Here is a 13,488-nt window from a genome sequence, read left to right as displayed (position 1 = left end):
TCCTGGTAACTAAACAACTAAATCCTTACATCATGAAGAGACTCTTAGCCAGGATACTATTGTTCATAGCAAGCTTTTTATTTGGAATAGGGCTCGCAAAAATTACCAAAGCAGCCGAGACTTCAACTAGTACTTATTCGGAAATAGTAACTGTTCTAGTCTGATAAAAAGGAGTACCTGTTTCTGTTACGCCTTCTACTATGATTCGATAAGTAGACGGCACATCATTAGCCCAGAAACTCAATGAGCTTCCTGATGATGAAACCTCAAATTCAGGCTCCCAATGTAGCGTTAGCCTGGCATCATTGGTGGGATAATCACTTGGTACATTCACCCCATATCTGGGAGAATAAAACTGGACTGGCAATTGAAACCCAACTAGGTTGGTCTGAATAAATCCTTTTGCAGGTTCGAACCTGGCACCATTTCTGAGTGTAATAATAATTGCTCCACCTGCACCCTGTGCTCCAAAAATAGCCAGGTCAACAGAACTGCGCATAACTCCGATGGTTTGTACATCATCGGGATCGAGAGACAGCACTGCGTCGAGATCGGTAAATACTCCATTTATCAGAAAAATAGGCTCTACCGGAGTACTAAAACTTCTTGTACCTGTATTTATGGACAAAATATCAGGCAATACGAACGTAACACCAGGCAATTGAGTAATAATAGTTGGCATTGTAGCGCTTCTCATCCATTCTTTTTCATCCAGATCGAAATAACTCCCTCTGGCTTCCGATTGTTTTAGCATCCTTTCGGTATAGTCTTCGTTAATTTCCTCTTCATTAAAGCCTATTCTTTCTGATGTCACAGTTATTTCATCAAGCTCTCCCTGCATCATCACTTCGATAAATTGTTCCGCTTCAGTACTTGCTTCAACTGCTCTTTCAAAAACTTCATCCTCTAATGGAGATTCATACTGATTTTCTTCTGTAATTTCCTGCTCAAGCAAAGCCCCAATAACCTGAGATGTTTCTTCTTTCTCAGTGGGTAAATGTGAAAATTGATCGTCCATTCTTATCGTAATATTATCACTACCCTTTTTGTCATTAGCTTTTATCTCTACCATTTCACTGCCATACACTTTTAATCCATCGATAAAGAAATTTCCTTCTTCATCGGTAGTAACAACTTGAACCTGTTTTTCTTCAGTACCCATTGTGAACATTACGGGTGCTTCACCCTGACCTCTTCGAAGTAACCCTCCCGTTATTCTTCCAGAAACCCTGAAGCCTTGCTCGGCAAAGGAATACAACTCTATGTTCTCCCACTCTAATACACTAGACATATCATAGGCACGCCAACCTTGTGTCATCATCAAAATGTCCAGATATTCGTCAGCCTGTGAATGATCGCTAAAATAAAAGCCAGGATGTTCAATATGCCCTTCAAGTTCACTTTCGAGGTAAAGGCGACTAACTATTGAAGGTCTGTTACTATTAAATGGATCAATGGAATCATCATAAATCGATATACTCGCACTGGAAGCAAACTCTCCTACAGTCTCACTAGCTACTCTAATTCCAAGATCTATACGGTCACGTAACCCCACTTCTTCATCTGATAAGCTTAATGAGACTTCCAACTCATCTACCTCATTCTTATTAAAGGCTAATCTTTCAGCTACAGGAAGCCCGCTTTGATTCAGTAAGGTAAAGTGCACAACGCCTGTAGGTAACTGAGCTTTTGAAATAAATACCTGTCCCTTTCCATTTTGCATATTCACCAGTTCCGCAGAAAATACTTCCCCTCTTACGTGAGCAAATAAAAGAGGAGTACCTGCTACATCTGTACTGTTAGAAAGAACATTGACACTAAATTGATCTTGATCGTCATTTACAGATAAAAGAGTTCCTTCAGTAACAACCTCAGGTAAGGGAAAGGTCTTGCCGTTTACCTCAGCATAATACTCTCCATTCTGCTGGGGAGTAAATTCTAATACACCCATTCCAAGATGTGCAGTAGAAAATGGAATAGAATCCTGAGCGCCTTCCCGGTAAACCACTCCATGTATATCTTTACCCAATCCATCGGTACCAATTGATTTGAATGCTAACCGTGTAGGTAATCCAGCGACTAATATTCCGCCCTCGGGCATGAATTGTACATCAAAATCTTGTTCTTTGGCAGTAAGTTTACTTTCCTCTCCGGTTCTAACCTCAATATTTTTTTGGAATACATATGAAGGCCCAAAATTAAGAGCCCAAGCCGTATAAGCCTTAATTTTGTAGATACCTGGTTTATCTGATTTTTCTGTAAAACTTATATTTCCACTTGCTCTTCCTTGCTCTATTTCAACGGTTACACGTTCTAGCAATTTGCCTTCAGGCTCATACAGCTCTACATATAACACTTTGCTTAAATCGGAGGGCATGTTGAAGCTCCCAAGCTGTACATAAGCAGAAAACCAGATTCTATCACCCAGATAATAACTATCCCTATCGGTATGAAGATAGATTCTTTCTCTTGGCAGCTCCTTCTCAAGAGCTTTAAACTTCGAAATAAATTTTAATTGATCCTGACTTACCTGTGAATTAGCGTTCTGGTAAATGAACGTACTGCCCAGAAGAATTAGAAAGCAGAGTTTTTTCATGATAGAGTGAGTTATAAAAAAAAGGCTAGAATGATTCTAGCCTTTAGACAACAAAAACAGATAAATGTTATTGTTGCAAAAAAATAAATATTTAACTGATACTTACGGACTAACTACTCTGAATGGGCTCTCCTTTACAATTTTATGACTAACCCTTGTCATAATATCTAAGTAGTGGTTGTATTCCGGATCACTTGCTATCGGCGCCTGATCCCCAACTAAACCCCAGGAAATAATCTCTTTCGTAGTTTTATCATATAAATAAAACTCTGTTTGGAACATTAACACCCGGTAAGAAGACGCTTCATTACCAGCGTAGCTTGATCCTGTTGTTTGTTGTTCAGCTACTCTAAATCCGTAACCTTCCAAAAAGTACACATATCGCTCAGGAAAAGAGTTTAACAAACTATCAGGAGGAAGTGTGATTTCAATAGACAGATTTTCAGCATCTAGCATCTTTCTTTCGAATGCAGTAACCGGAAATTCTACATCTTCATTAAATATTTCTACCGGACTTAAAGTGCTTTTACTAAAGCCTGATTCCAGCGCAAGATATAAATATTCTTTAGTTGTTCCGGTAAGCGGAGTAATAACTGCATCCGGAACCCATTCTTTTTGAATTGGTACAACTGCAAAAGAACTCGTAATGGAGTTCTTTTCATAATTTTCATCAAGATAAATTGTCTTAGTAGGTGCACAAGCGATTGCAAATACTAATACACCAAGACTCAGGGATAAATAATTTTTTCTCATAGCTTATTTTAATTACTCTCTTTAGAGTTTTATGAAGACTATTAAAATAACAAAACATTGTTAATAGGTGTTAACGAAAAAGTAAAAAAGTGTTTGCTCTCTTAAACAAACAGTACTTTTAAAAGGATAAATTTTCCTTTTTCGTTTCTACTTCAATGTATTCTCTCATTTTTTTCTACTCCATCGAATTGGTATCATTATTTGCCTATACAAAAGCGAGAAAAGATAGAGTCCAGAATATGCTCGTTTGTAATCTCCCCGGTAATTGTTCCCAATTCGTTAAGGGCTGCTCTTAAGTCGATCGATAAAAAGTCACCAGTGAGATTCTGATTCAACCCTATTAAAGCGGCTTGAACATGGTCTTTCGCTTTTTGAAGACCGTCTCGATGACGAGTTGAGGTAACCAGTATACTGCTTGCATCATAGTGCTTGTTTTCAAGCGCTCGGTTCTTGAGCAGCTTTTTTAGTCGATCAATTCCATCTCCATTGGCTGCTGAAATTTTTAAATCAAAAACAATCCTGCTTTCCCTCTCAATTTCGATATCCGCTTTTGTACCAAGTAGTATAAATGGTGTTTCTCCTGCTTTTTGCTGAAGTGCGGCGATTTCCCTTCTTTCCACCTCATCAAACGGAGTGTTAAGCTCTTTTAGATAAATAGCCAGATCAGCAGCTTCAAAAGCATTCTGTGATCGTTTTACTCCCTCCGCTTCTACTATGTCCTCTGTTTCCCTTAGGCCCGCAGTATCAATTAGCTTGAATAAGAGTCCGTCAAAATTCCAGTCAGCATCTATGGTGTCTCGGGTAGTTCCGGCTATATCAGTTACAATTGCCCGTTCACTACCAATTAATGTATTTAGCAGTGTAGACTTCCCGGCATTAGGGCGCCCTATAAATACTACCTTTATTCCATCTTTAATAAGGCGACCAGCTTCATATGTATTCAACAGATTCCCTAACTCTTTATCTACTGCTTCAAGTAAATTTCTGAGTTGTTCCTTATTGGCAAACTCAACGTCTTCTTCAATAAAATCGAGCTCAAGCTCAATCATTGCAGTCGCATCAATAATTTGCTGGCGAAACTGTTTCACATGCTCCCCAAGCTTTCCTTCTAGTTGTTGGTTTGCTGCATCTATTGCTTTAAGACTTTTAGCATGAATTAAATCTGCTACTGCCTCTGCTTGATCTAATTCAAGTTTCCCGTTTAAAAAAGCACGTTGGGTAAACTCCCCGGCTTCCGCTGCTTTAACGCCCAATGCTAGAATGGTTTCTAAAACCTTTTGAGTAATAAGCACCCCGCCATGGCAGGATATTTCTACCGTTTCTTCACCTGTATATGAGGTAGGTGAGTGAAATACAGTTACCAGGACCTCATCAACAGGTAACCCTTTTTCATCTATTATTTTGCCAAAATGAACCGTATGTGATACCTGTTCAGAAAGGTTTTTGCCTATGAAAGCCTTGTCAACTATTGCAATAGAATCTTTCCCCGAAATCCGAATAACCGCTATCCCCCCTTCACCTATCGGTGTGGCTATTGCAGTTATTGGGTGTGCTTCATGTATTTCGCTGTGCATAGCTTAAGATACAAAGATCCCCGTTTTACTTCGCTTTACAGACATTAGAGTTTTTTTGTGATGAACCGCTTTCAAGATGTGGTAAGTCGTTAAACTGATCGTATTTGGCAATCGTACTATTGTTAGGCGTTCCTTTGATGTTCAGAAAGGGTTTACGCTTGATCAACATGAACAAATATAAATGCCATGAAAACTAAGTCTTTTTTTGTGCTACTACTGCTAGCCCTTTTTGCAATTAACGCGTACGGCCAGGATGATAAGGAATACAACCTTTTTGTTGCTGCAAATAACGGAGATACTAAATCCATTTCTTCACTGATTTCAGGAGGAGTAAATCCAAATATTATGGATCAGCATGGGAATACTCCCCTTTACCTTGCTGCCATGAAGAACAATGCTTCTTCAGTTAGCTTACTTTCCAAATTAGGTGCGTTTATGAACACATCCAACCGTTCAGGAAATACTCCTCTTGCCATAGCTACCATTTATGATAACCATCAGGCTGTTGAGGCATTACTGGCATCCGGAGCAGATCCGAATTATATCCGCAAGGACGGCTTTACCCCAGTCCATATCGCTGCTTCGAAAGGTAATTATCAGTCTCTTGTTTATCTGATCGTTTACAATGCAGATATAAATAAGGCGGCGAATAATGGAGTGACCCCTCTAATGTTAGCTGCTTCAAAAGGACATAAAGATGTTGTCACCTTATTGCTCAGTAATAATACAGCTGATCGCATTAACGAATCCGGAGAAAGTGCTTTAAGCTGGGCTATTGAAGCCGGGCATACTGAAATTGCCGAATTAATCGAAAATCGGAACACTTCGTTTTAAGAATGTATAGATAGAGCAATGAAAGGCTTCTTACTGATACTAAGAGGCCTTTTTTATGCTCGATTCTCTAGAAAGCAGTGAACTTATGGTCAACATCACAACTGAGACTATTTAAAGTGAATATCCTGGCCGTGAAAATTAAATCCGATTTGGATTCATAAAATGCTTTCTGTGATATAAGAAGCATTTTTTCTAGCTCCTGCTTCAGGAACGCAGGCGGAACTATCTTTTTTGAATTTATCTCTATTGTAAAAATGTAGTAGACTAATAGTCTACATGATTATTGAAACTGGTCAAATTAATTATACTCAGCTTAATAACATTAACCCTATTTAGAATTATGAAACGTTTCTTTTCTCTCTCAATGATTTTCCTATTCGGGACAATCATACATACAAACGCTCAAACTTTATATTCTGATCGACCCGGAGACGGATATAGCGCCAGAACAACCAGTGGATTTGTATTAGAAGCTGGCGGTAGTTTAAATGATGATATAAGTGATATTGGACAACTACACCTAAGATTTGGTGTAGGCAAAAACGCTGAATTACAGTTCGATGCAGGTTCTGTTGTTTTTGCTAATGATGAATCGGATCTGACTTCTCAGGCTGCTTTATTTAAGTATCAATTCCATAACGATGGTAAAATTATTCTCACAGGACTTGTTCGAACTGTTTTACCTTTTATCAATCAAGATGACCTTGAAGAAGACTTTTCCACTCGAATTGGTATCCTGGCTGATTTTAATTTTTCCCCTAAGTTTATGCTTAATGCAAATCTTGGCTATGGAGAGTTTTTTAATGATATAGATGATGGCTCCTTCAATTTTAATGTTACCCCTTTTATTGACTTAACAAATACTACAGCGCTTTACTTTGGCTATGCCGTACTATGGTACGATGATAGTGATGCTGATACTGACAAACTCGAAATAGGAATTGCTCATAAACTTGACAGGTCCTTTCAATTAGATGTAGGAATTATGGATATAGAGGGTACTACTTACTTGAACTTTGGAATTGCCAAGGCTTTCTAATATCCCGGTATTCCCAGATGATCAAAGCTCCATTGCTAAAGCATGGGGCTTTTTTTGATTTATGGAATGTTGATTTTCTCTGCCTTTCACAGTTATTTGTTCACTGCTTTCAAAACTAACTAAGCTCTTTTTATGCGAATCATTTCATTCCTTATTCTATTCCTTTTCTCGACAGAAATACTTGCTCAGCAAACCACTGACAATAACAATAAAAACCAGGCGATCGCTTCTATTGAAGAAATGTCTCAAGACTTAATTCAATTAAGCGATGAAATTTGGGGGCATGCAGAAATAGCTTTTAAAGAAGACCAGTCGTCAGCAACTCTTTCTAATTTTGCAGAGAAGCACGGGTTTAGAGTAACACGAGGAGTAGGTGAAATTCCTACCGCTTTTACCGCTGAATTTGGGAGTGGCGAACCTGTTATCGGAATTATGGGTGAGTTTGATGCCCTTCCGGGGCTTTCACAAGAAGCTGTTCCCTATAAATCTCCGATGATTGAAAATGCCCCAGGGCATGGATGTGGGCACAATATTTTTGGAGCTGCATCACTTGGAGCGGCTATCGCTATCAAAAATCTAATTGAAAGCGGAGAACTGGAGGGTACTATTCGTTTCTACGGCACACCAGCAGAAGAGAAGTTTTTTGGAAAGCTTTGGATGATCCGTGCTGGTCTTTTTGATGATGTGGATGTAATGATGGATTGGCACCCCAGTAACAGAACCGAGGCAGATGTGCAAAGCAGTCTGGCTCTGGTCGATTTTTTAGTCGAGTTTCATGGACAGGCTGCCCACGCCTCAAGCGACCCCTGGAATGGGCGTAGCGCCGGGGATGCACTGGAGTTGTATACCGATGGAATTAATATGTATCGTGAGCATATTAAACCAACTGTTCGTATTCATTACCATATACAGGATGCTGGAAAAGTGGTAAACGTAGTACCAGATTATTCCAAAATTTGGGTCAGGGTTCGTGATACCAAACGCGATGGAATGAGGCTGGTGTATGATCGTGTTGTAGAGATGGCAAATGGGGCTGCAATTATGGCTAACGTAGAACATGAAGTTTCGCTCATCTCAGGAATACATGAAGTACTTCCTAACAGAACCGGAGGTGCAGTACTACAGGCAAACCTGGAAACACTTGGAACCATAGAATACACCGATGAAGAGATTGAGTTTGCTAAAGCTATTCAGCGAGCTACCGATAAACCTGAGGTAGGAATTGATATGAAGATCGATCCAATGAAGGAGACGGCCGAACATCCTACAGGGGGGTCAACCGATGTTGGTGATGTAAGCTTTATTACGCCTACTATTCGGTTAAGAGGAACTACAGCCCCATCCGGAACACCCTGGCATTCATGGGCAGTAGTAGCTACCGGAGGAATGTCGATTGGGCATAAAGGACTGGTTTATGCTTCCAAAGCATTAGCAATGACCATGGTTGATCTCTATGAAAATCCAGAACTAAGAGATGATATCCGTTCCGAGTTTTTAGAACGAAAAGGGGACTATGTATATGAAGGAATGATCCCAGCTGGACCACCACCTTTGGATTTTGAGCAGTAAAAAAGAAAAGGCTCTGTAGTTGAGAGCCTTTTCTAGTTTCATGATTTATACATTAATGAACATTACCCATCAACTTCTTCATTGGTTTGATAAGTAACAAGAGTAAGAAACCTGCACCTACAGTTGTATATACGATCATTAAATATTGATCTGGCATTTGAGCCAATGCTTCCGTGCTTTCACCGGAAATCTCCCCACCTATTCGACCAGCGATTAAGTTTCCGAGTGAAACGGACATAAACCAAACACCCATCATTTGTCCATAGTATTTCTTAGGGGCAAGCTTTGTCGTTAGACTTAAGCCTACCGGACTTAAACTAAGCTCTCCAAAGGTGTGAAACAGATAGGTAAATATTAACCAGGTTGGTGCTGCTAAATCTCCCGAAGCGGCAATTTTTGCAGCGAAGAACATAACCAGGAATCCTATACCAAGTAAGATTAGACCCAGAGCAAATTTAAGTGGGCTTGATGGTTCCAGGTTTTTTCGGGCTAGCCACACCCACATTGCTCCAAAAATTGGGGCAAATATGATAATGAACAGAGCATTGATAGATTGAAATGCTCCGGCAGCTATAGTAAATCCTAAAAATTCACGGTTAGTAAAACGATCGGCAAATAAATTGAGCGTTGACCCTGCTTGTTCAAAGCCAGACCAGAACATGGCTGAAAACACAAATACAATACCTATTGCTCCAACCTTCTTTTTCTCATCATCGTTAAGACCACCAAAAAAGGCCACATACCCTAAGAAAAGGAGGGCTGAGCCAACAATCAGATAACCAGAAATATCTGCGATGTACACCGCATCAATTGGTATAATGCCCGAAAATGCCAATACTATAACTAAAATACTGAGTCCTAAAGCGATAGACAGGTTGCGAACAATTTTATTTTTTGCTGCAATCTCATCTTCTGTTTCAAATGTCGGAGCGTCCCCTATTCCATCCAAATACTTCTCAGTATATCGGTATTGAATTAAACCAAACACCATAAACAATCCTGCAGCACCGAATCCTAAGTGCCAGTTAATTCCTTCCCCTAAGGAACTGGCGATAAGTGGACCAAACAGCGCCCCAATATTGATACCAGAATAAAAAATAGAAAAGCCGGCATCCCTTTTTGCACTTTCACTTTCGGGGTACAGAGAACCAACTACAGAACTTACATTAGGCTTTAGAAGTCCTGTTCCAGCTGCTACTAAAATCAATCCTAAAAAGAATGGATAAGTATCCAGTTTTGTGACCGTTTCTGCGGGGTTCATACCAAGTACTTCTATGAAACCAGGAATAGCAATTGTAAAGTGTCCAAGAGCGATTATGATTCCACCCCACCAAACCGATCTTTTGAGACCGAGTAATCTGTCGGCTATCCAGCCCCCAGGAAGTGCCAATAGATAAACGCCCATGGTGTACAAGCCATAAATTGCCCCCGCATTTTGATCATCAATACCCAGACCACCATCCATGATCGCTTTGGTCATGAAAAGGATAAGAAGAGCCCTCATCCCATAGTAGCTGAAGCGCTCGAACATTTCTGTAAAGAATAAAGTGGCTAACCCGCGCGGATGTCCAAAAAAAGTAGCGCCTGAGCCATTGTCTGGATTTGACATAGAGGTAGTTTAATTAGCTGTTACAACATATAAAGTGCGTTGATGATACCTAAACGCTCTGTACACCGCAAGCGAGATTTAAAAAAGCGCTTTTCTAATGTTTTTGATCAATTCGAAACTTTGATGTTCGGTATTCGTGTGAGTTTGAGTAAATTTTTTCGCTATGGAACTACTTTGGATTGCCCTCGGTGTTATTTGTATTCTAATCGGTCTAGTCGGTGCTTTTCTTCCGGTTATGCCCGGTTTACCATTCAGTTATGCAGCTCTTTGGATTCTTCAACTTAGTGGAGTTGCACAGTTCTCAACATTCTTCCTGGTTGCATGGGGGGTTATAGTGGTAAGTATTTTAGTGCTTGAAAACGTGATTCCCATGTACACGACAAAAAGGTTTGGTGGCTCTTCCTATGGAGTTACCGGTAGTACCATTGGTATGATAATAGGAACACTTTTCTTCCCGCCAGTAGGCTTTTTCCTTGGCACACTTGTAGGAGCTTTTGTTGGTGAATTCATCTACAAGCAAGATGCTAATATTGCACTTAAATCTGCCTGGGGATCTTTTGTAGGCTTCCTTACAGGAACTATGATTAAAGTAGTAGTAGCAGCTATGATTGCTTTCGCATTCCTAAGAGCAATCTTATAACTGGTAATAGCAAACAAACTATTAAAGGTCATTCCGTTGCGGGACCCGGAATCTGTGAAGATCAATTTGTTGATAAAATACAGCTTCTTTCCAGCGGTTTAATCTCTAGAGATCCTGAAATAATTTCAGAATGACTGATGAAAAGGCTTTCGATTCACGCTAACAACTACTTCACCAGCAACATCCTACCTATTTCAACTTCACCGCCTGCTCTTAACTGGTAGAAATAAGTTCCACTTGGTAGTTCGCTAGCTTCAAAAGAAACATAAAATTCTCCTGCTCCCTGTACCCTATCCACCAGGGTTTGAACCAACCTCCCGTTTACATCATACACTTTCAAACTAACCTGACCCTGCTGCTTCAGTTCATAAGGAATTATGGTAGAAGGATTGAACGGATTTGGGTAATTATTCCCTAATCTGATAGCTCCCGGAAAATCGTATTCTGGTTCATTTGGGGAACCTTGAGGCAAATTCATTTCATAAGCCCCATTTCCATGGGTAGCAACCCTAAGCATTCTGTTTGATTGAGAAATCACTAAATCCATGGCAAATACAGCATCGGGCAAATTTCCATTGATGTTTTCCCAGGTTTCCCCTCCATCTAATGATTGAAAGACTCCAATTTCATTACCTACAAAAATATGATCCGGAAATTGTGGGTCAACCGTTACCGCCCAGGTAGGCAGATCAGGTAAGCCGCCGCCAATATCTATCCAGTTAGCCCCTCCATCAATAGATTTGAAAAGATGAGAGCTTTCAAAACCTGCAAAGGTGATGTAGACAATCTCATCATTATTAGGATCTACCACAATATCAGTAGGGAAACGGTCGGGAAGATCATTAGTAATATTTATCCATGTATCTCCTCCATTAATTGTCCTATATACTCCCGATCGGGTTACTTTCGGACTTGAGGTAGCATAAACTACGTCTACACTTTGGTGGGAAGCAGCCATTGCCGACATAGAGTTTCCATCCAGGTTTAGGTTTGAATTTGTAGCAAACCAGGAATCGCCACCATCTTCGGATTTATAAATTCTTTCCCCACCCATATACATGGTGGTATTGTCTACCGGGCTTAATACAAATGGAGCAATAAAATTAGCTTCTGAAGTAGGAAACAACTCAAAGCTTGGTCGAGCCCAGGTATCTCCGAATTGAGACTGGGTAAATAGATCGTCCGTTTTAACAGCCTGTGCAAATTGAGCAGAAAGATAGGCTATGTTATTATTATCCTGGTTTAAAGCAGTCCATGCACCATCACCAGCCCATCCCCTTCTCCAGTTTAAATCTCCTTCGTAAATAATACTATTATTGTCCTGAAGACCTCCCAACATCAATGAGCCATTCGTATTGGAGTTAGATACTCCATTATAGAATTGAACGGTCTGGTATCCTGAATTACAATTTTCAAGGGTGGTACCTCCATCAGTAGTTCTAAAAATTCCTCCATCGTTTATAAAGTAAATGATGTTAGAATTTTGGGGATGGAATACAATATCATGATGGTCGGCCCAATTGCTTAAAAAAGGATATAGATCTCCAAAGTCGTTAGGACCAGCAGGTTGAGCAGGATTAGCAAATACGGTATCCATATTACTACCGCCATTAGTTGACCTATATAGTAATTCGGGCTGCCCGGTAGCCCAGATCAAATCCGGGTTAGTTGGATGAATGGCTACTGCATGGGAATACCATCCTTGAAATCGGGCATAAAAATCATTGCTTTCAAATTCTGTAGTCCAGGTGGAGCCACCATCTTCTGTTCTCATTAGCCAGGTTTTGTTAGCTTCTTCAACGGCACCAATTGCTCCATTCGAATTCCCTATGCTTACAACTACTACATCAGGGTCGCTTCGTGACATATCAAGCACGGGTTTTCCCTGAAAACTAATCGGCCCGCCAAAGCTAGACAGGCTCACCTGCTCAAAGCTCTCCCCACCATTTATAGTTCTATATACTCCATGACCAATACTTCCCTGTCCGCCATTCGTAATAAATACCTTAGTGGTATCAACAGGATTAATGGCAATATCCGTGGCCATAGCCACATTATGAATAAGCTCCCAGGTTTCACCTCCGTCCAAGGTTCTGTAGGTTCCTTCTGTAGTAGCTGCCCAAACTGATAATGAATTCTGCGGATTTACCTGGATTTTCTGTACTGCTCGCCGTTGATCAACGGTCCAATCCAGGCTTTTCTCCCAGGTTTCACCTCCATCTTCTGTTCTAAGGATTCCTATCCCATAGCTTCCACGAGTAGTTCGTACCGGACCAACACCGGGCATGAGAGTTTCTGTACCATAAGATTCGCCTGTACCAATGTACATCACATCTGGATTTTGAGGATCCATCGCTATCGCTGCTACTCCAAGAACAGGAAAACCGGTACTCACATATTCCCAGGCATTTAGTCCAACTCCGGCCGAAGTAGTTTTCCAAATCCCTCCGCTAGCCGAGCCTGCAAACATGATATCAGGAGTATCAGGATGAATAGCCAAAGCCAAAGTTCTCCCTCCGATGTTAATCGGGCCCATAGCTGTCCAATCTGGGTTCACAAATCCTTTCGCTTTTGCTCTTTCATTAGAAACTTGAACTTCCTCGAAAGCCTGAGCAAAACCCTGATCCGGAATTGTAAAATTGGGATAGCTTCTGGCCAAACTCACATAATCCAGGGCAAGTTTGGCCCCTGTTGCAGGGCCATCTTCAGGAGTTAAAAGCTGATTTTGTTCAGTAGGGGGTTCTATAAAAAAGAGAATTCCGAATAGAACAAGAGTACAAAGGCAGGCAAGTTTGAATAGCTTCATAACACAAACGACTTATTAGGCACTAACATAGTATGCTAAAAAAAATTGCCAAGCGGAAGGGAATCGAA

The 13,488-nt window shown here is 40.5% G+C and carries 9 protein-coding genes; 4 read left to right on the top strand and 5 right to left on the bottom strand.

Translation table 11 applies throughout. The annotated features are described in order from the left end of the window. Window positions 1-133: 133 nt before the first annotated feature. The 3 genes from ED557_11295 to mnmE all read right to left on the bottom strand — a co-directional run bounded on the left by ED557_11295 (window position 134) and on the right by mnmE (window position 4,923). Window positions 134-2,596 carry a hypothetical protein gene (locus ED557_11295; GenBank protein RNC83276.1) on the bottom strand — a complete coding sequence of 821 codons (2,463 nt, stop codon included), beginning with the start codon at window positions 2,594-2,596 and terminating at the stop codon, window positions 134-136. A gap of 102 nt (window positions 2,597-2,698) precedes the next feature. Beyond that, entirely contained in the window at window positions 2,699-3,349 is a 651-nt protein-coding gene (locus ED557_11290; GenBank protein RNC83275.1) for a hypothetical protein, read from the bottom strand. Window positions 3,350-3,546: 197 nt separating this feature from the next. Beyond that, the gene (gene mnmE, locus ED557_11285; protein ID RNC83274.1) at window positions 3,547-4,923 is read right to left on the bottom strand and encodes a tRNA uridine-5-carboxymethylaminomethyl(34) synthesis GTPase MnmE; all 1,377 of its coding nucleotides are present in this window, start codon (window positions 4,921-4,923) and stop codon (window positions 3,547-3,549) included. A 186-nt stretch (window positions 4,924-5,109) separates the two neighbouring features. Here mnmE and ED557_11280 point away from each other — a divergent pair, with 186 nt between their 5' ends. From ED557_11280 to ED557_11270, 3 genes are all read left to right on the top strand, one after another. Further along, a complete protein-coding gene (locus tag ED557_11280; protein ID RNC83273.1) occupies window positions 5,110-5,757 on the top strand; it encodes a hypothetical protein in 648 nt (215 codons plus the stop codon). A 340-nt stretch (window positions 5,758-6,097) separates the two neighbouring features. Further along, window positions 6,098-6,796 (top strand): hypothetical protein, encoded by a 699-nt coding sequence (locus ED557_11275; GenBank protein RNC83272.1) that lies wholly within the window; start codon window positions 6,098-6,100, stop codon window positions 6,794-6,796. Window positions 6,797-6,928: 132 nt separating this feature from the next. Next, window positions 6,929-8,365: an amidohydrolase gene (locus ED557_11270; GenBank protein ID RNC83271.1), complete on the top strand. Its 1,437-nt coding sequence runs from the start codon at window positions 6,929-6,931 to the stop codon at window positions 8,363-8,365. A gap of 52 nt (window positions 8,366-8,417) precedes the next feature. Here ED557_11270 and ED557_11265 read toward each other — a convergent pair whose 3' ends face one another. Beyond that, the gene (locus ED557_11265; GenBank protein ID RNC83270.1) at window positions 8,418-9,974 is read right to left on the bottom strand and encodes an MFS transporter; all 1,557 of its coding nucleotides are present in this window, start codon (window positions 9,972-9,974) and stop codon (window positions 8,418-8,420) included. 163 nt (window positions 9,975-10,137) lie between these two features. Here ED557_11265 and ED557_11260 point away from each other — a divergent pair, with 163 nt between their 5' ends. Next, window positions 10,138-10,614: a DUF456 family protein gene (locus ED557_11260; GenBank protein ID RNC83269.1), complete on the top strand. Its 477-nt coding sequence runs from the start codon at window positions 10,138-10,140 to the stop codon at window positions 10,612-10,614. A 166-nt stretch (window positions 10,615-10,780) separates the two neighbouring features. On the opposite strand, the gene ED557_11255 is transcribed toward ED557_11260, so the two are convergent. Next, on the bottom strand, window positions 10,781-13,420 hold the full coding sequence (locus tag ED557_11255; GenBank protein ID RNC83268.1) for a T9SS C-terminal target domain-containing protein: 2,640 nt from the start codon (window positions 13,418-13,420) through the stop codon (window positions 10,781-10,783). Window positions 13,421-13,488 lie beyond the last annotated feature (68 nt).

It is taken from the genome of Balneola sp., assembly GCA_003712055.1.
GTDB lineage: Bacteria > Bacteroidota > Rhodothermia > Balneolales > Balneolaceae > RHLJ01.
The sequence above is the reverse complement of the archived record's forward strand: the minus strand, read 5'-3'. Positions and strand labels throughout refer to the sequence as shown.